Consider the following 24,516-nt stretch of genomic DNA (forward strand, 5'->3'; position numbering starts at 1 on the left):
TTATGGAAGAGTACCCAAGTGGCTAAAGGGGGCGGACTGTAAATCCGTTAGCTAAGCTTTCAGTGGTTCAAATCCACTCTCTTCCACCATATGCGGAAATGGCTCAGTGGTAGAGCATCGCCTTGCCAAGGCGAGGGTCGCGAGTTCGAATCTCGTTTTCCGCTCCATATTTTTTTTAATACCGCAAAATTTGCGGGTGTAGCTCAGTGGTAGAGCCCCAGCCTTCCAAGCTGGTTGCGAGGGTCCGATTCCCTTCACCCGCTCCATACGTTACATGCGACTATAGCTCAGCTGGATAGAGCAACGGACTTCTAATCCGTGTGCCGGGGGGTTCGACTCCTCCTAGTCGCGCCATAGCAGCAAAACTTAATATTCTTTTGCTGCTTTTTTGCATAAATATTATAACTCTATAGACCATCTGGCTACGAAGCGGACATTCTAGTTATGATATTACGATTAAATACAATAATGTGCGACTATAGCTCAGCTGGATAGAGCAACGGACTTCTAATCCGTGTGCCGGGGGTTCGACTCCTCCTAGTCGCGCCATTGCAGTAAAATTTAAATAATTTTGCTTGCATGCATCATTAGCTCAGCTGGATAGAGTGTCTGGCTACGAACCAGAAGGTCGGGGGTTCGACTCCCTCATGATGCGCCACCTTAGGACTAAGTATTTTCAACTACTTGGTCCTTTTTCATATACAAATCATTATGATTATGGAGGTTGAATTATGTCAAAATTAAGATCAGCTATATATGGTTTTGCTATTGGCGATGCATTAGGCGTGCCATACGAGTTTAATGAAAGACACACATTTATTTGCACAGATATGATTGGTCACGGCACATGGAATCAAGAAGCAGGCACATGGTCCGATGATACATCGCTCACACTTGCTACTGCAAAATCAATTAAAGACAAAGGATGCATTGATTTAAAAGATATTAGAAAGAATTTTGAATCGTGGCTACATGATGATGAATTCACTGCAAACGGTACTGTATTTGATGTTGGCGGAACTACACGCAAAGCTATTGAAATTGGTCATGGCATGGACGGCTTTCATGACAATGGTAATGGCTCACTTATGAGAATACTCCCACTAGCGTTTATAGATTCATCAGATGATGATATTGCTAATGTTTCAGCCATCACACACGCTCATGAAATATCGAAAAATGCTTGTATAGAATATATTCATATAGCAAGAAAATTAATTAAGGGCGAAAAATATATTGATGAGGCAATAAAAAATATAGATGAAAGCGAAATTAAATCAGGCGGATTTGTTCTTGACACACTAAAAGCATCACTTTGGTGTATATTAAATACAGATAATTATAAGGATGCTGTATTAAAAGCAGTAAACTTTGGCAGTGATACAGATACAACAGCTGCAGTCACAGGTGGACTTGCTGGAATAATTTATGGATATGATACTATACCAAAAGAGTGGATAGATAAGTTAAAGAATAAAGAATTAATTGAAGAATGTTTATTTGAATAAATTAGATATGCTACTAAGTATTATAACTTAGTAGCTTTTTTTGTGTTTTTAATAAAATAAACATTATAAATAAAAGAATTTTAACAGAATATATTTAAACGTTAAAAAATACTTGACTGTTGAATTAATTTATGCTATTTTATATTCAAAGATGGTAAGTATGATGTGAAAATGAATGAGGTTCACATATTAAGCACACTAAAAGAGATTAATTTAGTAAGTAATTCTGCAAGATTGAAAATAATTACAACATTGGCACTACAGCAAAGACGGCACAAGACCTTTTAGATGCTTTATGAGTTAGCGGCTTAAAATACATTATCATTTAAGGCTTTTTGAAGAGAATGGAATTATTGAGTTTGTTTATACTGAGTTAATAAATGGAATAACGCAAAAATACTATAACTAACAGAAGAAATTAAAATTATGATAGGAGGCAATAAAATGGGATTGTTTAATTTATTTGGTGGCAAAAAAACAGTTGAGTTAGATAATGTAAAAAGCAATGAAAACAAAAATCGCATGAGAGAAATCTTTGATAAGCAAGTAGATAATGGTTCGGAATATAAAATAGTTTATGCTTATTCAGAAGATATTAGTGGTGCGAATTTCGTAGTGCTTCGTACCGTTTCCTATAAATACAGAAGTTTTATACTTGGCTATAAGGAAGATGATTTAAGTTTAGTTTTTCTTGAAGTAAGCCCTGATTTAAATCAGGTTGGAGAAGCACTTTTGTATAAACCACAAGATGTAAAGAAAACCAATTTTACAAAGATGGTAGGTGCATATTATTTACAGTATGGAAGTTCGTTCAAGAAAGAATTTTTCAACTTTTTTGTTCCTGAGACTATTGATGATATAGTTAACCATGATTGGTATGATGAAGATACTTTTACTTACATTGACCAAAGAGAAGTACATGGCAGCTGGGTGGATTTTTGGAATAAATTTTGCAAATAAAAGGTAATTTATTATGAAATTAAAACAAGCTTACACTGTTATATACATCAAGGACAAGACTACTAATAAATTTTTGTTCTTATACAGAAATAAAAAGAAAAATGATATTAATCATGGCAAATACATTGGCATTGGCGGTAAGATTGAGCCGGGCGAGTCGAAGGATGAGTGCATTTTGCGCGAGGTGTATGAAGAGACGAATCTTACACTTAAGACTTTTTATTACATGGGCGAGGTTCGCTACATCGACATAGGTTCTAGTACTTATGAAAAAATGTATGTATATTACAGCGATGATTATACAGGCGAGATAAAAGAATGTTCTGAGGGCACTCTTAAGTTTATGAGTGAGGAAGAATTTTATAACAGTCCTCATTGGGAAGGGGACAAGATATTTCTTGATTATGCTCTAAAAAATAAAGCATTCAAATCTGTTGATTATTATTATCAAAATGGTGTTAATTTTAAAACTATATTATTAAATAGAGAGGTTTAACAAAAAGAAGGGATAGGCTCCAGGCCTATCCCTTGATATTAGCAAAATCTCATTCTATTTGGATCATCTCTTACGATGTCTTCCCAAAATCTATCTATCTTGATGGAATTTTTTTCTGCAAGCATCGCTATCTTTTCTCTATCTTTAGCTTCATAAATAATGCACAAGCCGCAGCAATGGTCCGCATTTCTCGGCGTTGGTGCTATGGTAACATCAAAGCCATTATCTTTAAGTAGATAGTATAGTTTTGATGCAGTTTCTGAATCTCCCAAAAGAATGTAGTTTCTTAGCTCTTTCATTTTATTAGTCAAGCATTTCTATGAAGGCACCGATTCTTGTCTTTAATTGTTCTGCGTCTTCATCTGTGTAGTCTGTTTCTATGCCCATAACTGGTATACCTAGCTTGTTAAGTTCTTTTTCTACGAAGTAGCCTTCTGTATCATATAGGTTACAGAACTTAAGGTTAAGGTCGATAACGCCGTCTGCTTTGTACTCTTTAGCTAGTCTTACGATATCGTCGATTCTTGCATGGTTTGGTGTGAAGCAAGCGCAGTTAATGCTGCCAAGGTATCTTTGAGCAAGATTATGAACCATAGTATCCATATCAGCGCCATCATCTTCTTCAACAAGTTTGTAGCTGTAACGAATTCCTGTACACATTTCTTCACAAACAACAGCTGCTCCTAGTGATTCGATGATGTGGTGCATCTTCCAGTTAGGTATTGAAAGTGGTGTACCTGTTAGAAGTATTCTCTTTGCGCCTGGTTTATAAACTGAAACTTTATTTTTAACTCTTTCTTCAAGTTCGTCACAAAGCTTATTAATCATTTGTGTAGTTCTTTCTGGATCGTCATAGAAAGCAACTTGTGTGATAACTAAAACGTCTTTACCGCTTATTGGAACTAGATCGTTCTTTCTAAATTCATTAAGTCTCTTTAATGCTTTTCTCTTGTTGTTAACAATATGTATAGCCTTTCTTAGACCTTCTTCAGTAACTTTGTTACCAGTTAGTTCTTCGATTCTCTTGATGTAGCGTTTTATTTCTGCTTCCCATTTTTCGAAGTCTTCGTCTCTTTTCATTTGAGGTATGTCCATGATAAACATTGGTGCGTCTTCTGCAAGTATTTCCCAAGCTTTTTTCTTACCGTCACAAGTTGTTTCACCAACGAATAAGTCGGCTATTCTGAAGAATGGGCAAGTTCTGTCAAATCTTGCACCTAGTGATGCTTTGATTAGTGGGCAAGTTGCTGTAGGAAGTTTCTTTTCTCCTCCTGGTACCCAGAATTGTGATCCACTACAAAGTCCTGTAACTATTGCTCCAGCAGCTATAGGCACTTCATCTGGTACGTGTATACAGAATGTTCCAACTACTTTGCCACCGTTTTTTTGATGTTCGATTAATTCTGCTGGTCTAATACCGTGGATATCTCCAACTACCATGTTCCAGTAGTCCATACCCTTTGGTCTGTTTTCTTGGCTTAGGAATACGTCTCCAAAAGCTCCTGGTAAAACTTCACATAGCATATCATGTTTTTCAATGTCCATGCCTAGTTTGTTCCACATTTCATGATTCTTATCCATTTTGTCCTCCTTTTAATATACAGCCCTTGGGAGCTAGGTCGATTTTTTTGTAGCTCTCACAAATTGGGCTCTTTAGTGTATCCAGAATTATTTCTGGACAGGCTACATTAATACATTTATATTTAGTTTTATTAATGCCATTAATATTATCTTCTAAAACCTTTTCAAGAATTTTTACTCTTTTTTGAGGTTCAGCCACATATCTAATATAGTATTTAATAATGTTATACTCATACGGCTCAATCTTTTTTTCTATCGTCTCTAAAAGTTCATCGATTTTAGAAAATGTTTTTTTATATTCTTTATATTTTTTCTCGTCAAAATTAAAGCCGTAAACTGATTTTATTATGCCGTCAATATCTGTTCCTGCAATATCCCCACTATATTTATAAATATATCTATCGCAATTAGCGCTAAAGACTTCTGTAAATTTTTTACAAATATCTTCAATCAAAAATATTTTCGATGAATAGATGAGTGGACACTTTTTTGTAGTCATGTAAATGGTAGTCGCGCTTATCATATCGCAGGTGTTATACTCGCCATATTGTAAAATCTCAGTGTCAGTCGATTCGATTGGGTAGGGAACGAGGCCGTAGCTCATTAAGAATGCTTCGTCGATGTCTTTGGCAAAGTAGCCGATGACGTTATTCTCAGTCATTTTAAAAGTGACGGCTTCAACATAGGCATTGCGCCTTAAGTCTTTAAAAAATTCTAGGTCTATCATTATTTTGCGAGTAGTGCAGCGCCTATGGCTCCAGCAAATCTTGCGTCTTTATGAGTTTTTACTGGTCCACCAAGTTTTTTGCTCAATAGCTCAACAGTAAATTCTGAGTCACAGAAACCACCAGTTAAGAAATAATTGTTTGAAGCATTTTTTCTATTGGCAAGGGCAGATACTTTCTTAACTATCGAGTCAACAACGCCTCTTGCGATGTCTTCACGAGGAGTTCCTTTGCCCATAAGTGAAATTACTTCTGATTCGGCAAATACTGTACAAACAGATGATATGTTAACTGATTTACCTTTTTTAGCAAATTCAAACATCTCATTTAGTGAAAGTCCAAGCCTATTGGCCATAACTTCCAAAAACTTTCCAGTACCTGCTGAGCACTTGTCATTCATGATAAAATCCATAACGTTTGAGTTTTTCACAATAATTACCTTAGTATCTTGTCCACCGATATCGATAACTGTCATGTCCTCAGGATTTAAGAAGTGAGCTCCTTTTGCGTGGCACGTAATTTCAGTAACAGTTCTGTCAGCATAAGGCACACTGATTCTGCCGTAGCCAGTCGCAGTGATTTTAACATCATCTTCGCCGTATCCTAGTGATTTGATCCATCCTTTAATCTCTTCACCAGTTTCTTTACTATTCCAGCCGCTCGGCATAATTTTTTCGTGCAATATGTTCTTTTTTTCTTCGTCTAGGATAACAGCTTTAGAAGCAGTTGATCCTATGTCAATTCCTATGTAATGCATAATTCACCTCACTTAATACATACTTAATTTGATTATATCTCATTAGGAAGCCATATTCAATAAGTATAAAATAATTTAATACTTAGAGGCTTTATTATAAATATTTTTAATAATAATTTTTTATAATAAAGACTTAAACTATAAAATTTTCTTATAATAATGAAAAAGTCTTATAATTATGATATACTCGTATAAAGGAGGGATATTATGAAGAAAAAACAAAACTTAATGATCTTCATTGGAGGCGCCATTATCGGTATAATCGGAGCCTTATTAATGCACTTCGGTAACCCTGGCAACATGGGTATCTGCGTTGCATGTTTCTTTAGAGACATAGCTGGAGCTCTAGGCTTACACGGAGCAAAGGGAGTTCAATATATAAGACCAGAAATTATCGGTTTTATATTAGGAGCTTTTATCATTTCTATGGCTACAGGCGAATTTAGAGCAAAGGGTGGCTCAAACCCAGCACTTCGTTTCGTTTACGGTTTCTTAATGATGATAGGCGCTTTAGTATTTTTAGGCTGCCCACTTAGAATGCTTCTAAGAATTGGCGCTGGAGACCTAAACGCTGTAGTAGGTTTACTAGGCTTTATAGGCGGTATATTAGTAGGTATTGTATTTATTAAAAAAGGTTACTCACTTGGTAGAAACCATGATCAATCAAAATTATCAGGACTTATTATGCCAATATTTGCTGTAATACTTTTAGTTCTAGCACTAGCTAAACCTATGTTTATAAACTTCTCAGCAAAGGGACCTGGCTCAATGCACGCACCATTTGTAATGTCATTATGCGCAGGACTTATAGTTGGAGCTATCTTACAAAGAACAAGACTTTGTACAGCAGCTGGATTTAGAGATGCAGTTTTAATTAAAGACTACCATTTCTTATATGGCATCATTGGTATAGTTCTTGCAAACGCTGTATTAAACATGGCTCTAGGACAATTCAAACTAGGTTTTGCTGAACAACCAATTGCTCACTCAGAACACCTATGGAACTTCTTATCAATGAGTTTAGTTGGTTTAACAGCAGTTTTACTAGGCGGTTGCCCAATTAGACAAACAATACTTGCTTCACAAGGTGATACAGACGCATTTATGACAGTTATCGGTCTTATCTGCGGAGCTGCTGCATCACACAACTTTAACCTAGCTTCATCAGGTAAAGGCACTACACCATCAGGAAGAGTAGCTGTCATAGTTGGACTTGTACTAGTAGCTATAGCTGCTTGCTACATCATAGCTGAAAGAAAGAAAGGAGCTCACAATGGCAAATAACATTATAGATGCAAGAGGACTTTCTTGTCCAGAACCAGTTATATTAACAAAAAATGAAGCTGATAAAGGCACAAAGAGCATTACAGTTTTAGTTGACATAGAAGTTGCTAAAGAAAATGTATCAAGATTTCTTGAAAATGCTGGCTACAAAGTAGCAGTTAAGGAAAGTGGAGAAGATTTTGAAATCACAGCAACAAAATAATGTTGTCATAGTAACATTCTATTCAATATCATCGTGCCTTATGCTAAATAATAAACTCAAAGAGATTGGTATCCAATCACTCATCATACCGACACCGAGAGATCTTTCTTCATCCTGTGGCAATAGTTTAGCCACTTCGATTAAAAATAGAGAAGCTCTTGAAAAGGTCATAGATGAATTTGATTATGAAGTCGATAGAATTGAGGATTATTGTTTATACGAAAGCGAAAAATTAAAAGAGATATTATAATGGATTAACAGCTACATTATGTGGCTGTTTTTCTTTTGGAAATAAATATGGAGAATTTACAAAATGTATATATAAATATAATAAAACATTAAAAAGCACAAAAAACATAGACAAAGATGCAATTTAAAAAGAATTTAAAAAATTATACAAAAAACACTACTTTTTATTGCACTTGAAAAAAATCTTTCATTACACCCAAAATTCTAGCAATAATTGTTACATTTCATAAAACTATACACAAAAACAAAATAAACTATGTTCATATTTAAAAATATGAACATGTTTGAACTTATATCCACAAAGCCATTTTTTATTTTGGAGCACTAGCAATATTTACAAAATTATTGTATAATTAAGATAAAGTATAAATAAAAAAGGAGAGTTTACAATGAGAGCAAAAAAACTAATATTAACGTCAATCATAGCAGCCCAAGTATTAACAGCAACAGCCCTAGCAGCACCAGACGAAGCAATCAAAGAATTTAAGAAAGTTCCGGCAATTAAACAAGAGGTTAAACACTTCCAAGGCGAAGTAAAACTATTTATCATCAAAGACGGAGAAAAAGTCAGAGTCGATCAAAAGATGACAGATGGTTTAAGAGTAGTTAATGGAAGAACATGCGTAGGAGTAAGAGACCTTGTAAACGTAATCGAAGGAGCTAAAGTAGAGTGGGACGGCGCTAACCACATAGTCGACATCACATATGATGGCAAGACAATATCATACCCAGTAGGAAAACCACTTATGTGGGCAGATGGCAAAGCAGTAACAATTGATGTGCCAGCACAAATCGACCCAGCAATATCAAAAACATTCTTACCTATAAGAAACATAGCAGAGACATTAGGCTTCAAAGTTGATTGGGACAATAAAGCAAAGGAAGTAGTATTAACACCAGGCGCAGCACAAACAACAACAGCTACAGCATCCCAACAACCAAGACCAACAACACCACAAACACCTACACAAAATAGCAAGACAAAGATAACACTAGCTAGCGGTCAAACAGTAGATATAAATAAAAAACCTACAGCAAGACCTGAAGTTAAATTATCAGGAGGTTATACATTATATCAAGACAACTATACAGTAAGTGCATCTGATTTTATTGATAATGGAGATACTCTTATCTTTGGTAAAGGGACTGTATTTGAATCTGAAATTCCAAAAAGATTTAGAAGAGTAGAATCGTCTCCAGCAAATCCTGATTTTAAAATCATTGGAGAAAACAAAAATGACAGTAGAATAGGAACATATATTATAGGAGAGGGAGAAATAACTTGGGAAAAATGTCGTAAAGAAAGAATAAAAAAAAGTGGAGAAAGTTTTATTATTACTCAATCAGATACTTCTAATATAGAGATAGCCAAACAAAGTCCATACTTATTTCAATATATAGAAGAAGGTAATGAAGAAAAGTTTTGGAAATTATTAAAGGATAGAGAAATAAAAGAAAAGTATGTTAAAGAGTTTTATAAAAATAAAAAATTCTTAAAAAATAGTAATACTGCAACAGACCCTTTTGCTTCTCCATTTATAGATACTTTTTATGATGGAACTGGAATATTTGATACAAACTTCTACAATTCTACGGGAAGCGGCTCTAATATTGACTCAATACTAGAAACTGAACCAACATGTTATGTAACTACAGATGGATGGATATTTAGATTTGGAATAAACAAAGCTAAAGAAGTAAGTGAAGTTATTGTTGATAAGCTTATTTATTCTGTGCAAATTAATACTAGATGTATAAATATAGTAATAGATGTACCTAATTTTAAAATTAAACGCATAAATTCAAAAAATGGTTTTGACTTATCAAATAAAGCTTTAACTATTACAGAAAGAGTAGAATATAAGGAGTGATGGAATTGAATAGATATTTTAAAGTTATGCTTAGTATGATGTTTATCTTCATACTAGGCTTTTTTAATACAAATGCATTGGCTAAAAAGAATTGCGTGGAATTACCACCAGAAATGCAAGACCATGCATCTATGATTTCATTTGGGCGTAGAGACTTAGACCCCAAAGGAAAGCCAAGAACATGGAAGACTAGGGATGGAGTACTAACAGCATGGATAAACCAAGAGACTGGAAATGTTGATTATGAGTATAAATTGACAAACTTAGAAGCATCAAAAGATGCCGATGGAAACGTTCAACAATTTGATATGGATAGGTTTCAATTTGATGCTGATGCAAAAAACAATAAAAAAGGTTCTAAATTTTACCAAGAAGGAGGTATTGGCGATAAAAATTTACCACCAGAAATTTTAGGTACAACTACTGATGCACATTTAGAAACAGGAAAAGATGGAAAGCAATACCCCGTTATTAAGGGTACTAAAACACCAAGTCTTATAAGTGGAAACAGACAAGAACTTGCTTTCTATAATAAAGCATGTGAAATGTGGCAAAAATATAAGTCTGGAGAAAGAAAGAATCCTCCATCAGAAGCAGAATTACGAAAAGCATACAGAGGCTTAAATAATAATAACGAGTCAAAAGAAGCGAAAAAATGGGAAGACCATGCAGTAAAAACAGCATTAAAAGGTGAACAAGCTAACATAGAAGCTATTATGGAAAACATAAGAACTGATGACGTTGTAATAGCGTTTAGATATAACTATCCGCCACAAAAAATATGTGACGAAGATACACCAGAAGATGAAAGGGCTTGTGCTGAGTGGAATAAAGATTTAAAAATGTATCCAGTAACTTGTGATGACGGAACTGAAACAGGATATAAAGCACCTTGTATAATAGAAAAAACTGAGGATTTTAAGTCATCATATACTACAACAACTCCAAATAATAGTGATCCTTGGAAAATTAACGAAACTGGTTTATGTGATGATCAAATGCCAGGATATTTACAGTTTTCAGAGATAATGAATCCAATAGGTGATAGAAGCTTTTCAAATACTGATATATTAAACAATGGAATCAACAACTTTAATAAAAAGAAACCAATGGATAGATTTAATGATAACTACTGGAAAACATCTTATAGAGGAAATGGTAGTGAGGCTAGAAAGTGGAATCCATTTGTTGATGGAAATAAACTTTCAGGAATACCATATAAAGTTACTTGGACTGAGCATTTTAATGGATGGTATGATCAAGTATATAGTATAAATCCAATAATAACAGAATCTATAAACCATGTAAGGGAAATGGAGGCAAGAAACTCAAGAGTTGCTTCAAAATATAATCAAAATGGTAATAAATTTAAAGTATTTCTAAAAGCACCGAATAAAAGTATGGACGTAACTGCTCTTAATTTGAATACAAATACATGGGATAAAGCAAGAACAACAAATGGGTTCTGTACTAAACAATATTGGATTAAAGTAGAGCCGAGGTATGATATATATACTCATGAAATATACCAAAAGTATGATTGGCATCATAATATAGAACCATCCTACGACTATAGATGTAAGTGTGTTGAATGGGAGTCATATCAAGCATGTGCATTCAGAAATACTGATGGTACTTGTGATAGATATGAAACAAGGTACAGATGCGTAAGAGATGAACTAGAAAAGTTTACAATAGGTGTAAATGAAAAGTATCCTGAAGGGGAAACAACAAAAGGTCCATTTTTATCAGGATCTATTCCACCAGTATATAAACAAAGACGTGAATATAAGTATAGAGAAACAGCTTTAGTTGAGTATCACACAATAATGAGACCATTTGGCAATACAAAACTAACACCAATACCAAAATCAAATGACAATTCTAAGATGAAGTCAGGATATGGATTCAACTATACAAGTGGTGTACAAATGATAACTGACTACGATAGGGAACCATCAACATATAGATATAGACCAATTATGATTAGACCTAATAAAGCTACTAATTTAAATGTAAGAACTAACAACTACAGATCAAGTTATGGATTATTTGACTCAAATGTACAGTATGATTCAAGAGCAAATGCACCAGAGAGGTCATCATCTATTGACAAGACATTTATAGAAGAAACACTTAGAAGTCAATTAAGAAGAACTACATTCAGACCTAGGGTAATATCTAATGTAGAAATATATAATAAAAAATCAAAAGACTCTACTGAAATTGAGAGTGTGCCAGTAAAATCATCAATGGTAAGAAAGAGACCAATTAAATGGGGTGAAATGACAAGTACATTCAGAATAAGTTCAGACCCAACAAAATATTACCATGCATTCTGGAGAACTAAAGGTGAACCTAATCTAATACCAGCATATAGACCAGGACCACTTCATTATGTATACTTAGATTATCCATCAGGTAATGATTATACAGTGGCAAGCTTAGATACTGTAGACCTAAACGGTAGAGGTTTCTTTGCTACAGGTATGAATACAGGAACAATCAAGATAGTCGGCAACATGTGGGAGGACAGCTTCTCAAGACCAGACTTTAGAAAATCAGGAAACTAGATAAAATAATAAGATGAACGACAAGAGTTGTTCTTTTTTTATTGCGTAGTGATGAATTTTTGATTTTTTCTTATAAATATGGTATAATTTATTGTATATTATGGAAAATTTAGATTACGCTATTGATATCTTGAAAAGATTAGGAAGTTCCTCATACATTGTTGGAGGTGCTGTGAGGGACTATTTGCTGTGCAAGGATGTATACGACATAGACATTTGCACGGCAAAGAAGCCTGATGAGATAATAAATCTTTTAAGTGATTATGAGCTTGATACTAAATTTATGAAATATGGCTCTGTCAAGATTAAGGGCGAGAATGCGATTGAGATAACTACTTTTAGGCGTGAAGATGATTACGCTGATGGAAGGCACCCGAGCACTTTAAGTTTTACGAGTGATGTCAAAGAAGACCTTATTAGGCGTGACTTCACCATAAACACCATGCTAATGGATGAGAATAAAAATATTTATGATTTTCTTCAGTCAAAAAAGGATCTTGATGCGAAAATTTTAAGAACTGTGATTGATCATTACGAAAGTTTTGCCAAGGACTACTTGAGAATACTGCGTTTAGTGCGCTTTGCGGCGAAGCTAGGTTTTGAGATAGAGCAAGAGACTTTTAAGGCAGCGAAAAAATATGCGCCTTTCGTAAAAACTCTTTCAAAGGACAAATTTCGTGAAGAATTTAACAAGATTCTGCTTCTTGACAATGTTCAATATGCTTTTACTCTTATGTACGAGCTGGGCATTTTGAAGGAAGTGCTTCCTGAGATTGATACCGAGTTTAATTACGACCAGAACAATCCTTATCATAGCTACGATTTATTTACTCATACGATGAAGGCAGTTGAAGCGACTGAAAAAGACCTTCCAACGCGTCTTGCGGCACTTTTTCATGACGTTGCAAAACCATTGACACGTTCTGAAGATGGGGACATCTCGCACTACTACGATCACGACAAGGTTGGCGCCGAGATGGCAGTAGATATTTTAAAAAAATTTAATTATGATAAGAAGACTATAAATTTGGTTCATGATCTCATCTTAAAGCACATGAAGCAGGACCCGAACTTTGGAATCAAGGCTGTGAGAAGGCTTTATAATTATTATGGCAAGGACAATATCTATCGCTATCTTGATTTAATCAGGGCAGATACTATTGCGACTAGGCCTGGACGAGAGCTTGATAATATCACAAAATTCGAGACTTACATAAAAGAGATAGAGGATAGTCTTGATAAAAGCGGCGAGCTGAAACTTGCTGTTAGCGGCGATGATTTGATTGCCATGGGCTATGCGCCGGGCAAAAAATTTGCGCATGCACTTGGAAAAATTAAAGAAATGGTGAGTTTAGGCGAGCTTGAGAACGACAGAGAAATTTTGCTCCCGCTTCTTAAAGAATATATGGAGGAAAAATAATGAAGAAATTATTTGGCACGGACGGCGTTAGAGGCGTCGCTGGCGAGTTTTTAACTAGTGAATTTTCATACAAATTAGGTAAATATATAGCAGACTACTTTATTGGCGGTGAGGGCAAAAAAGTTTTTATAGCTAGCGACACAAGAGAGTCAAAGGACATGATAAAACTTTCACTTGCAGCAGCCATCACATCTATGGGACTTGATGTATATGATTTAAACGTAACATCGACACCAGAAGCAAGCTATATAATTAGCAAGAACGATTCTTTATTCGGCATCGTTGTCTCTGCATCTCATAACCCTTATGAATACAACGGTATAAAGGTTTTTAACAAGGACGGCTATAAGCTTGCGGACGAAGTTGAAGAAGCGATTGAAACTAATATGCTAAATGACAAAGAAGTAAAAAAACCAGAGCGTTTTGGTAATTTCATCACTGATGAGATTGATAAAACTGAGTACGTAAGCTACTTATGCTCACTTATGAAGGACTACAGCGGCCTTAAAATTGTTTGCGATATGTCAAATGGAGCGAATTATGTGACTGCGAAAGAAGTTTTAAACGCATCAGGTGCTGAAATGATATACATTCACGACGAGCCAAATGGCAGAAACATCAATAAAAACTGCGGATCAACTCACTTAGAATCACTTATAGAAACTGTTAAAGAGAATAAGGCAGATATAGGTATAGCCTTTGACGGCGATGCGGATAGATTACAAGTGGTTGATAATGAAGGCGAGATTATGGACGGAGACCATATATTAGCAGCGCTTGCGACATATTTGAAAAAACATGATAAGCTTAAGAAGAATAAACTTGTTGCGACTATCATGTCAAACATTGGCCTAAAGAAGTATCTTGATACTATTGGCGTAGAGCTTGATGTGACAAGCGTTGGCGATAGATATGTACTAGCTGAATTAATTAAGGATGACTTATCACTTGGCGGCGAACAATCGGGTCATATAATATTAAAGGATTATCAAAATACTGGCGATGGCCTTTTAAGTGCGATATTTTTGATAAATGCCATGGTAGAGCTAAAAAAGACAGCCGCTGAATTAAACGGACTTATGAAAACATATCCACAAGTACTTTTAAACGCAAAAGTTACTAACGAGATAAAAAATAAAGTTTTAGATATAAAAAGCGTTAAAAACGCTATAGATGAATTAATAAAGAACAACCCAGACATGAGGGTAGTCATCAGACCATCAGGCACTGAGCCGCTTCTAAGGGTTATGCTTGAGGGCGAGGATGAAGATGAATTAAAAAGATTAGCTAAAGATTTAGTTGATTTGATAGAAAGAGAGACGAAATAGTTTGAAGAGAGTTTTAATAGCTTTATCGGGCGGGGTAGATAGCTCCGTCAGCGCATATTTACTAAAAAAGCAAGGATACGATGTAGTAGCTATCACATTTAATTTGTGCGACGATATTATTAAAGACAATTACACAAGGATGATAGAGGACGCAAAGAGAGTATCAGACTATCTTGGCATAGAGCATCACGTGGTTGATTACAAGGAAGACTTCAAAGAGAAGGTTATTGGGCCATTTATCCGCGAGTACGAGCTTGGTCATACGCCAAACCCTTGTATCTTTTGTAATAAAAATATTAAATTCAAAAGATTTCACGATGAGATGAAAAATTTTGATGCTGATTTTATTGCAACTGGTCATTATGTTGAAAAATACGAAGAAGATGGTATTCATTATCTAGAAAAATCTTCAAATATCAGAAAAGACCAAAGCTATTTTTTATATAATATCAAGCAAGATCAATTAAAAGACGCGATATTCCCTGTTGGTGCTATGGACAAGGACAAAACTAGAGCCATTGCCAAGGAAGCCGGCATACCTGTTTATAATAAAAAGGATTCGCAAGAGATTTGCTTTATTGCAAATGATGATTATAAGGCATTTTTAAATAAATATTCAGAAAATATTAGCAAGAAGGGTCCTATTAAAGATAAGAGTGGCAAAGTGTTAGGTGAGCACGATGGCATTAGGAACTACACCATAGGCCAAAGGCGTGGACTAAATGTTGCTTTAGGTCAAAGAGCTTTTGTGACTAAGATAGATCCAATCCATAACGAGATTATTCTTGGACCAGAAGAGGATTTATTTAAAAAGACTGCTATAATTAAAGATGTCAACTGGATTTCAATTGATGAGATCGATGAAGATAAGGTATATACAGCAAAAGTTAGATATAGATCGAATGATGAAAAAGCAAAAATAAAGAAAAATGACGACGGTACTTATACAGTTACTTTTGAAGAGCCACAAAGAGCTATAACTCTTTCACAAAGCCTAGTTGTATACGATGGCAGAACTGTTGTAGGCGGCGGCGTTATAGTGGATTAGCTATGTTTTATGTAGATAAAATAATTAAAGGCTCATCGAGCGAAAAGGCTCTTGAAGAATTTTTATTAGATAAAGAAGTTATCTATGAAGATGTTGATGCGAGCTACGCTATAAGAGATGCTGGTGATATAATCGCCACAGTATCAGTAAAGAAGAATCTAATCAAATTCTTCTACATTGACAAAGCGTATCAAGGCGAAGGACTAGCCATAGAGCTGATCAATAGTGCGCTTGAAGACATCATTTCCAAGGGATACAGAACTTATTTTGTGTTCACCAAGGCAAAAAATGAAAATATTTTCACTTCATTATCTATGGACGTTATTGAAAAAACTGAAGATGTTGTGCTATTAGAAGGCGGATTCTTTAAATATGCTGATTGGATTCAAAATATTAAGAAAGACCTTGATAAAGATGAGTATAGTGCAATCGTTATGAATGCAAATCCACTCACACTTGGTCACGAATATCTAGTAGATAAAGCCTTAGAAGAGGCTCGTGACTTAATAATTTTCGTTTTAGAAGAGGATGCTTCATACTTTAGTACTAAGGATAGATATGAGATAGTTAAAAATCATTATCATAATAATGACCGTGTACATGTGTATAAATCAGGTCCATACATTATTTCAAGAGCGACATTCCCAACATATTTTTTAAAGAAGGATACAGATAAACTCAAGGTATATACAGAGCTTGACGCAAAGATATTTGCAAAGCGCATAGCAAAGGACTTAAATATCAAAAAAAGATATTTTGGCACTGAGCCCATTGACAAAGTTACTGAAAAATATAATGAGATGATGAAGAAGATACTTTTTGAATATGGTGTTGAGAGCGAATTTATTGAGAGAAAAAAGATAAATAACGAGTATATAAGCGCATCAAAGCTTAGAGAAGGCATAGAAACAGATTTTGAAAGCATTAAAAAATACTTAAGCCAAGATGTGTATGAATATTTAAAAGAGAGGTGCTTACATTGATAAGTATAAAAGAAGTCAATGACAAAAAAACACTAAATGATTTCGTAGATTTTATTTATGAAAATTATGAAGGAGATAAAAATTTTGTTCCGCCACTAAGAAGTGACTATATTAAGTATGTTCAAGGTGTTGACAACGACCTAAATGAAGCCGGACCAAATATTAAGTACATCTGTTATGATGATGATAAAGTAGTTGGAAGACTTTTAGTTGGTGTGAATAACATTATTAATGAGTATCACGGCTTTAAAGAAGGATACATCTCTTTGTTTGAGTGCGTGGAAAATTATGAGTACGCTGAAAAACTTCTTGACAAGGCCATAGAATTTTTAAAATCTCATGGCATGACAAAGGTCAAGGGGCCTCTATCACTTCCAGGCGGCGAGGACAACAGAGGTTTTATCGTAGATAATTTTGATGCACAGCCATTTATAATGAACACATACAATAAAAAATATTATAATGACTTTTTTATAAAGTATGGCTTTGAAAAGTATTTTGACTGCTACGCATACAAGGATACCATTGAAAATGCTGACATAGAGAGATATGAAAAGCTAGTTCCTTATGCAATGAAGAAATTTGATTTTAGAGTGGATAATATTAATCTTTCTAATGTAGATAAGGACGCCATGGACATCATGAACGTTCTAGAAAGAGCACTGCCACGTGAGTGGGACGACTTCGCTCCACCAAGAGAAGAAGAGATCAGAAAGATAGTTAAGCAGCTAGTACCATTTGCCGATTCAGATCTTATATTTATAGCTAGAGACAATAAAACAAACGAGCCAATCGGTTTCAATATAACACTTCCAGATTATAATCAAGCAATTAAAAAGATGAATGGAAAAATGTTCCCATTTGGATTTTTAAAATTCTTGTATTATAAGAGAAAGATCAATAGAATTAGATTTTTCGTTTTATTCGTAGTGCCGGAGTATAGAAAAAAAGGCGTTACAAGCGTAATGTATTTAAAAACTTATCTTAACGCGCTTAAGAAGGGCTATACAGAGCTTGAAGGATCAACAATTTGGGAGTATAACAGAGATATGATGAACGACGTTGAAAGCTTTGGAGCAAAAATTAACATAACATATAGAATTTATCAAAAAGATATATAGTTTAGGGTGCCTAGCGCACCTTAAATTATTATCAAAGTTATATTTAGAGATATTTTGGGTAAAAATAATAAGTACGGGGATGAATTTTGGTTTCGACGGGGGTTTGGAATTTAGAATAGCGAGCCGGATCGATGGATACGTTACATCTGTCAAAAAAATATAAACGCAGAAAACAATAATTTTGCATACGCTGCCTAGTTAGGCATCTCTCAATATAGAGTTTTCTCGTACGGCTTTATATTGGGTCAACTTAGACGAGAAAATCTTTTAGCCAAGCTTAAAAGTTAAAAGATTATCTTAAAGCTAGCTAAGACTTTATTTTGCTTTTTAAATTGGTCTTAGTGAAAATTGATAAAAAGCTGCGCTCGGAGAAGTTCTTTAGGAAGGACTTTCGGACATGGGTTCGAATCCCATCATCTCCACCACCACAGGGGTATAGATAAAGTCTATGCCTTTTTTTATGTTTAAAGCTGTGTTTTAAAACATTTTTAGCGTTTGACTAAGATATGCATTTTAAAGAAAAGATTATGTTTTTTAAGAAAATTATAAATTTTAATCGCTATACAATTCTTTACAATAGTGACATTTACTTGTGTTAATTGATTTACTGGACAAAATATAAATTTATTTACAATGGACAGTGACTGCATATAAGAATAAGCAATTGCAAGCATTATAAAGCTTTATGAATAAAAGTTCATAAAGTTGTTTCATTTTTATCAAATTTGTGTTATAATATATTAGGTGATTCTATGGACATCGATAAAATCAAAAAAGGAATAAAAATATTTCTTATAATATTACTAATAATATTCTTTATAAATATGATGAATAAAGACTTTTTTAATCAAAATGAAAAAGATGTAAAAGTAGATAAGGCCTTTGATACGGGCTCTAAAGACTCTTTGGATGAAAGTGACGAGGTCGATGTATATATTTATGCTCACATCACTGGCGAGATTAAAAAGCCTGGCGTATATAAGATGAAGTCTGGCACTCGTATGGATGATCTTGTGAAAGAAGCGGGCGGCCTTACTGAAGATGCTGACATAGACCAAATCAATCTATCTGAAAAGCTAGTTGATGAGGAGAGAATAATTGTTCCTGCTAAAGGAGAAGCTAATGAAACGGATGAGACAAGTCATGCAGCAAGCGCTGTACAGTCTAAGAAGATTAACATTAACAAGGCTGATTTATTTGAACTAACTTCTATACCGGGCGTTGGCGAGAAGACTGCGCAAAAAATCATTGACTATAGAGAGAAGAAAAAGTTTAAAAAGATTGAAGATGTCATGAACATAGATGGAATTGGTGAAAATAAATTTAATAATATGAAAGATTATATATGTGTAAATGGAAGGTGATTTTATGATTAATGATGCAGATGTAAAATTAACAAGTTTCGCTAAGACATCTGGTTGAGCGGCTAAAGTAAAACCGGAGGTTTTAGATCAAATATTAAAAGGACTAGAAAAAAGTGCACCAGACCCAAATCTATTGGTAGGGCTAGAAACAAGTGATGACGCAGCTGTATACAAGGTTAGCGAGGACAGAGCCATCATAGAAACATTAGACTTCTTTACGCCAATAGTTGACGATCCATATACATTTGGTCAGATAGCGGCAGCAAACTCACTTTCAGACGTTTATGCCATGGGCGGAGAGCCAATACTTGCGATGAATATCTCATGCTTCCCAAATTGTTTATCGCCAAATATATTAAAATTAATATTAAAGGGCGGTTTTGACAAGGTTAAGGAGGCAGGCGCCTTGCTTATAGGCGGACACACTGTTCAAGACGACGAGCTTAAATACGGTATGAGCGTTACAGGTTTTGTTCATCCAGATAAAGTGCTTAGAAATACTGGCGTTAAAGATGGCGACGTGCTTATATTAACTAAGCCTCTTGGACTTGGTATAATAAATACAGCTGTCAAGGGCGGCATCTGCGATAAAGACTCCTTAGATGAGGCGGTTTTAGTTATGAAAACACTTAATAAGAAGGCAAAGGATGCCATGGATGGCCTTGATGTACACGCATGCACAGACATAACAGGTTTTGGACTTATGGGCCACGTATATGAAATGCTTAGAAATACTGATGTAACAGTAGAAATTTATACAGAAAAGCTTCTTGTGCTAAAAGGAGCACTTGATTATGCGATGATGGGCCTTGTTCCAGCAGGTGCTTATGACAATAGAGTTTTTGTTGGAGATAATTTTAGAATAGACGGTAAAATTAAAAGAGAGATGGAAGATCTTTTATTTGACCCACAAACTTCTGGAGGACTATTGATTTCACTATCAGAAGAGGACGCAAAGACATATATGGAAAGGATAAACCTTCCATTTGGTGTAAATATAGTTGCAAAGGCAAAAAAATTCGACGATAAATATATTTTAATTAAGTAGGTGTGATATGAATTTATTTAGAATGATCCCAGGCGTTGATCAAGTCATGGAAAATGAAGAGATCAAGAAGCTTTTCGAGCTTCACGACGCTGGACTTATTAACGATACTATAAGAAATATCTTAGACGAGATGAGAGATGACATTAAGAAAGGACTTGATGAGGACTCGCTTAGAGCTAGACTTAAAAATATTGATAAGACTGTTATAGAAAGACTTCAAGATGAACTTAATTATAGTCTTAGACCTGTGATAAATGCTACAGGTGTCATCATTCATACTAATCTTGGCAGATCAAAATTACCTAAAACAGCTCAAGAAAATATTATGAGGCTATTATCAAGCTACTCAAATCTTGAATATGACCTTGAAAAAGGCGAAAGAGGACTAAGATACTCTCATATTGAAGAAAAACTTAAAAAGATTACTGGAGCAGAGGCGGCACTCGTAGTAAATAACAATGCTGCAGCCGTTATGCTTGTACTTGATACGCTTAGCAAGAACAAAGAAGTAATCACTTCAAGAGGCGAACTTATCGAGATAGGTGGATCATTTAGAATACCTGACGTTTGCGAGAGAAGCTTAGCTACACTTAGAGAGGTCGGCACAACAAATAAGACTCATCTAAGAGATTATGAAAATGCTATAAATGAAGAGACTGGCGCGATTTTAAAAGTTCATACATCAAATTACAAAATTTTAGGCTTTACAGAAAGCGTTAGCGCGAGAGAACTTGCGACTATAAAAGGCGATTTACCTCTTATAGAAGACCTTGGCTCAGGTGTTTTGATAAATCTTGAGGATTATGGTCTTGATCATGAACCAACTGTTATGGAATCAGTTGCAAGTGGCGTAGATGTAGTTACTTTCAGCGGGGACAAGCTATTAGGCGGCCCACAAGCAGGCATTATTGTCGGCAAGGAAAAATACATCAGTCAAATTAAGAAAAATCAATTACTTAGAGCGCTTCGTGTAGATAAGATGACTATAGCAGCACTTGAAACAATACTAAACTATTATATTGACAAGAACAAAACATTTGAGATACCAACTATAAAGATGATAACAGAGTCTTATGAATCAATAGAGAAAAGAGCGGAAAAACTATTCTCAATGCTTGAAGGCGTGAATGGAGCTGAATTAAGTATAGTTGAAACAGCTTCAGAAGTAGGCGGTGGCTCACTTCCAAACCAATTTATTAAGTCAAAAGCAATTGAAATCGATCCAAAAAATATATCGGCTGCAAAGCTAGAAGAAAAACTTAGACACCTTGAAATACCAATAATTGTAAGGATATATAAAGACAAGTTGCTCCTTGATTTAAGGACTATTGACGAAGAAGAATACGAAATTATTGCAAATGAAATTAGAGGGATTTTAGGAGATTAATAGTGAAACATTTAATACTTGGAACTGCTGGTCACGTAGACCACGGGAAAACTTCTTTAATACGTGCGCTAACTGGCAGACAAACAGATAGGCTTAAGGAAGAACAAAAAAGAGGGATATCGATAGAGCTTGGCTTTACTTATTTTGATCTTGAAAAAGATTTAAGAGTAGGTATAGTCGATGTGCCGGGACATGAGAAATTTATCAGAAACATGGTTCAAGGCGTTAGTGGCATGGACCTTGTTATGCTTGTTATAGCAGCTGACGAGGGCATAATGCCTCAAACGATAGAGCACTTAAACATACTTAGGATGCTTGGCGTTGAACACGGCTTTGTTGCTTTAACCAAGACTGATTTAGTTGATGAAGAGTGGATAGAATTAGTTACTTCAGATATCAGAGACGCTTTGAAAGGCACTTTTCTTGAAAATTCTGAGATAGTTAGAGTATCTAACAAAACTTTAGAAGGCATAGATGATATTAAAAATATTTTAAGAAAGCATGCCGATAGCTTTGAAAAAGAGGAAAAGAACGATACACCAAGACTTCCTATAGACAGAGTTTTCGTTATATCAGGCTTTGGAACCATAGTTACAGGCACTCTTATGGATGGCAAGCTATCTCTACAAGATGAGATCGAGATATATCCAGAGAGAATCAAGACTAAGATTAGATCCATTCAGGTGCATCAAGAGCCACAAGATGTAGCTTATGATTCACAAAGATGTGCTCTAAACATTCCTGGCGTTAAAAAAGAAGATATACATAGGGGCAGCGTAATAAGCCTTCCTGATGCACTTAAGAACACTAATCTTATTGACGTAAAGATCGAGTGTATTAAGGATCAAGAAAGAGCTATTAAGAATGGCTCGAGAGTCTTCTTATATATAGGCACTGAAGAAATTCTTGCTAGAGTTGTACTTTTAGATAGAGATGTGCTTAATCCTGGCGAAGAAGGCTACGCTCAACTAATTCTTGAGAGCGAAACAGTTTGTAAGAGGATGGATAGATTTATACTAAGATTTTACTCACCAATGTCGACAATAGCTGGTGGCGTCATACTTGAAACTAATCCAAAGAAGAAAAAACGTTTCGATGAAGATGCTGTTGAAGAATTTAAAATAAATGAAAAGGGATCAGATACAGACGTTCTTAACAATCTTATCTACACAAGACAAGATGATTTCTTAAATAAAAAAGAAATTGCTAAATTATTAAGCAAATCAGAAGATTTAGTAGATAAGGAGCTAAATGACTTAGTTAATGAAGGTGCAATAAAAGTTTATGAGCTTAAAAATGGTCTTTATCCTATATCCTTAAGATATATACAAAATGTGAACGAAGAACTTATAGTTCATTTAAATAAGTACTATGAAAAATATCCACTTAGAAGAGGAATTTTTAAAGAAGAGATTAAGAATAGATTTTTCAAAAAACTTAATAACAATCAAAAGCTTTATGAATATGTTCTTGGACTTATACTCGATGAAGCAAGCCTAGAATTAAATGGTGAGCTAGTATCAATCAAAGGATACGCGCCAAGTTTATCGGATGAAGACAAAAAATCCATGGACATGGTTTTAAATATGATTGAAGAAGCAAAATATGATGGAATCACAAAAGAAGAAATTCAAGAAAAAATTAAGATTAATTCAGAATTTTTAAATGAAGCACTACAAGATTTACAAGCTAGCAAGAGCATATACAGGCTTCAAGATGACTATATAAGCTACAAATCCTTCTTAAATGCAAGAGAAGAGCTAATTAAGTTTTTAAATAATAATCAAGAGATAAGTTTAGCTGAGTTCAGAGACCTTATTTCGTCAAATAGAAAAATATCGCTTGCTTTGCTTGAAGATTTTGACAAAGCCAATTTAACTAAGAGGCTTGGCGATAAGAGAGTATTAAAAAGGTAGGAAAATATATGCAAAAGATTTTATTAATAGATAGTGATGAAACCTTCGTTCAGGGGCTCAAATACAGTCTAGAACAAGATGAGTATCTTATAGATACAGCATATAGCGCTGAAGAGGCACAAAAGCTTCTTAAGCCAAATGAGTACAATTTAATTATAATGGAGATAGACTTGCCAGACAAAAGCGGTTTAAACCTATGTCAAGACATTAGAAGAGACTCAAATGTCGGCATAATCATATCAACAAATAATAAGGAAGAGATTAAAAAGATACTTGCGCTTGAATATGGCGCAGATGATTTTTTAGTTAAGCCATATAATATTCTTGAGCTTAAAGCGAGGATGAAGTCCTTATTTAGAAGAGTTCAAGGTGCAAGCGATGATTCAAAGAACAGTATACTTGAGTTTAATCACTTTACTATAAACACCATTGGCAGAAAACTTTTCAAAGATGGCGTTGAAATTTCATTAACAGGTAAAGAATTTGATTTACTATATATACTTGCTTCGAATAAAGAAGTTGTTTTCTCAAGAAAAGACCTTTTAGAAAAGGTTTGGGGCTATCAATTCTATGGAGATGAAAGAACCGTTGATGTTCATGTCAGAAGACTTAGAAACAAGATAGAAGAAAGCAGCAAGAGACCAAAATTTTTAAAGACTAAATGGGGGGTAGGCTACTACTTCGTAGATTAATAT

The 24,516-nt window shown here is 34.7% G+C and carries 22 protein-coding genes, 6 tRNA genes and 1 other RNA gene; 25 read left to right on the plus strand and 4 right to left on the minus strand.

Features of this window, described 5'->3' with window-relative positions; all coding sequences use genetic code 11:
- The first annotated feature begins 4 nt into the window (after positions 1-4).
- The 9 genes from BN30_RS05710 to BN30_RS05750 all read left to right on the plus strand — a co-directional run bounded on the left by BN30_RS05710 (position 5) and on the right by BN30_RS05750 (position 2,964).
- Positions 5-89: transfer RNA gene (locus BN30_RS05710), tRNA-Tyr, on the plus strand.
- Positions 90-92: 3 nt separating this feature from the next.
- Positions 93-167 (plus strand) — tRNA-Gly (locus BN30_RS05715).
- A gap of 25 nt (positions 168-192) precedes the next feature.
- Positions 193-266 (plus strand) — tRNA-Gly (locus tag BN30_RS05720).
- 10 nt (positions 267-276) lie between these two features.
- Positions 277-354: transfer RNA gene (locus BN30_RS05725), tRNA-Arg, on the plus strand.
- A gap of 118 nt (positions 355-472) precedes the next feature.
- Positions 473-549, plus strand: a tRNA-Arg gene (locus BN30_RS05730).
- 32 nt (positions 550-581) lie between these two features.
- Positions 582-658, plus strand: a tRNA-Arg gene (locus tag BN30_RS05735).
- A gap of 73 nt (positions 659-731) precedes the next feature.
- Positions 732-1,508 (plus strand): ADP-ribosylglycohydrolase family protein, encoded by a 777-nt coding sequence (locus BN30_RS05740; RefSeq protein ID WP_019214553.1) that lies wholly within the window; start codon positions 732-734, stop codon positions 1,506-1,508.
- A 444-nt stretch (positions 1,509-1,952) separates the two neighbouring features.
- Positions 1,953-2,468, plus strand: a complete 516-nt coding sequence (locus BN30_RS05745; protein WP_019214554.1) for a hypothetical protein — start codon at positions 1,953-1,955, stop codon at positions 2,466-2,468.
- Positions 2,469-2,481: 13 nt separating this feature from the next.
- The gene (locus tag BN30_RS05750; protein WP_019214555.1) at positions 2,482-2,964 is read left to right on the plus strand and encodes an NUDIX hydrolase; all 483 of its coding nucleotides are present in this window, start codon (positions 2,482-2,484) and stop codon (positions 2,962-2,964) included.
- Positions 2,965-3,002: 38 nt separating this feature from the next.
- Here BN30_RS05750 and BN30_RS05755 read toward each other — a convergent pair whose 3' ends face one another.
- The 4 genes from BN30_RS05755 to BN30_RS05770 form a co-directional block, all read right to left on the minus strand.
- The gene (locus BN30_RS05755; RefSeq protein WP_019214556.1) at positions 3,003-3,263 is read right to left on the minus strand and encodes a putative Se/S carrier protein; all 261 of its coding nucleotides are present in this window, start codon (positions 3,261-3,263) and stop codon (positions 3,003-3,005) included.
- 4 nt (positions 3,264-3,267) lie between these two features.
- On the minus strand, positions 3,268-4,545 hold the full coding sequence (locus BN30_RS05760; RefSeq protein ID WP_019214557.1) for a double-cubane-cluster-containing anaerobic reductase: 1,278 nt from the start codon (positions 4,543-4,545) through the stop codon (positions 3,268-3,270).
- The gene (locus BN30_RS05765; RefSeq protein ID WP_195890974.1) at positions 4,538-5,206 is read right to left on the minus strand and encodes a hypothetical protein; all 669 of its coding nucleotides are present in this window, start codon (positions 5,204-5,206) and stop codon (positions 4,538-4,540) included. The genes BN30_RS05760 and BN30_RS05765 overlap by 8 nt, the downstream gene beginning before the upstream one ends.
- Positions 5,207-5,271: 65 nt before the next feature.
- Positions 5,272-6,027, minus strand: coding sequence for an acyl-CoA dehydratase activase (locus BN30_RS05770; RefSeq protein ID WP_019214559.1), 756 nt, complete (start codon positions 6,025-6,027; stop codon positions 5,272-5,274).
- Positions 6,028-6,234: 207 nt separating this feature from the next.
- On the opposite strand from BN30_RS05770, the gene yedE reads away from it, so the two are divergent.
- From yedE to BN30_RS05845, 16 genes are all read left to right on the plus strand, one after another.
- Positions 6,235-7,311: a YedE family putative selenium transporter gene (gene yedE, locus BN30_RS05775; protein WP_019214560.1), complete on the plus strand. Its 1,077-nt coding sequence runs from the start codon at positions 6,235-6,237 to the stop codon at positions 7,309-7,311.
- On the plus strand, positions 7,301-7,513 hold the full coding sequence (locus BN30_RS05780; RefSeq protein ID WP_019214561.1) for a sulfurtransferase TusA family protein: 213 nt from the start codon (positions 7,301-7,303) through the stop codon (positions 7,511-7,513). The genes yedE and BN30_RS05780 overlap by 11 nt, the downstream gene beginning before the upstream one ends.
- Entirely contained in the window at positions 7,491-7,763 is a 273-nt protein-coding gene (locus BN30_RS05785) for a putative Se/S carrier protein (protein ID WP_019214562.1), read from the plus strand. The genes BN30_RS05780 and BN30_RS05785 overlap by 23 nt, the downstream gene beginning before the upstream one ends.
- A 388-nt stretch (positions 7,764-8,151) precedes the next feature.
- Complete coding sequence (locus BN30_RS05790) at positions 8,152-9,633, plus strand: copper amine oxidase N-terminal domain-containing protein (protein ID WP_019214563.1); 1,482 nt, start codon at positions 8,152-8,154, stop codon at positions 9,631-9,633.
- A gap of 5 nt (positions 9,634-9,638) precedes the next feature.
- The gene (locus BN30_RS05795) at positions 9,639-12,206 is read left to right on the plus strand and encodes a hypothetical protein (protein ID WP_154648845.1); all 2,568 of its coding nucleotides are present in this window, start codon (positions 9,639-9,641) and stop codon (positions 12,204-12,206) included.
- Positions 12,207-12,306: 100 nt separating this feature from the next.
- On the plus strand, positions 12,307-13,626 hold the full coding sequence (locus BN30_RS09190; protein WP_154648846.1) for a CCA tRNA nucleotidyltransferase: 1,320 nt from the start codon (positions 12,307-12,309) through the stop codon (positions 13,624-13,626).
- On the plus strand, positions 13,626-14,954 hold the full coding sequence (glmM, locus tag BN30_RS05805; RefSeq protein ID WP_019214566.1) for a phosphoglucosamine mutase: 1,329 nt from the start codon (positions 13,626-13,628) through the stop codon (positions 14,952-14,954). Before BN30_RS09190 ends, glmM begins: the two co-directional genes overlap by 1 nt.
- Position 14,955: 1 nt before the next feature.
- Entirely contained in the window at positions 14,956-16,002 is a 1,047-nt protein-coding gene (gene mnmA / locus BN30_RS05810) for a tRNA 2-thiouridine(34) synthase MnmA (protein WP_019214567.1), read from the plus strand.
- Between the two features lie 2 nt (positions 16,003-16,004).
- Positions 16,005-16,985 carry a nucleotidyl transferase family protein gene (locus BN30_RS05815; RefSeq protein WP_019214568.1) on the plus strand — a complete coding sequence of 327 codons (981 nt, stop codon included), beginning with the start codon at positions 16,005-16,007 and terminating at the stop codon, positions 16,983-16,985.
- A complete protein-coding gene (locus tag BN30_RS05820) occupies positions 16,973-18,106 on the plus strand; it encodes a hypothetical protein (RefSeq protein WP_195890975.1) in 1,134 nt (377 codons plus the stop codon). Before BN30_RS05815 ends, BN30_RS05820 begins: the two co-directional genes overlap by 13 nt.
- Positions 18,107-18,181: 75 nt before the next feature.
- Positions 18,182-18,531, plus strand: a transfer-messenger RNA (tmRNA) gene (gene ssrA / locus BN30_RS09910).
- Positions 18,532-18,858: 327 nt separating this feature from the next.
- Complete coding sequence (locus BN30_RS05825) at positions 18,859-19,470, plus strand: DUF655 domain-containing protein (protein WP_019214570.1); 612 nt, start codon at positions 18,859-18,861, stop codon at positions 19,468-19,470.
- A gap of 4 nt (positions 19,471-19,474) precedes the next feature.
- Positions 19,475-20,518 carry a selenide, water dikinase SelD gene (gene selD / locus BN30_RS05830; protein ID WP_084691382.1) on the plus strand — a complete coding sequence of 348 codons (1,044 nt, stop codon included), beginning with the start codon at positions 19,475-19,477 and terminating at the stop codon, positions 20,516-20,518.
- A 7-nt stretch (positions 20,519-20,525) separates the two neighbouring features.
- Entirely contained in the window at positions 20,526-21,905 is a 1,380-nt protein-coding gene (gene selA, locus BN30_RS05835; RefSeq protein ID WP_019214572.1) for an L-seryl-tRNA(Sec) selenium transferase, read from the plus strand.
- Positions 21,906-21,907: 2 nt separating this feature from the next.
- Entirely contained in the window at positions 21,908-23,821 is a 1,914-nt protein-coding gene (gene selB, locus BN30_RS05840; RefSeq protein ID WP_019214573.1) for a selenocysteine-specific translation elongation factor, read from the plus strand.
- An 8-nt stretch (positions 23,822-23,829) separates the two neighbouring features.
- A complete protein-coding gene (locus tag BN30_RS05845; RefSeq protein WP_019214574.1) occupies positions 23,830-24,513 on the plus strand; it encodes a response regulator transcription factor in 684 nt (227 codons plus the stop codon).
- The last annotated feature ends 3 nt before the right edge of the window (positions 24,514-24,516 follow it).

Origin of the sequence: Fenollaria massiliensis, assembly GCF_000312505.2 — a bacterium.
Taxonomy (GTDB): Bacteria; Bacillota; Clostridia; order Tissierellales; family Peptoniphilaceae; genus Fenollaria; species Fenollaria massiliensis.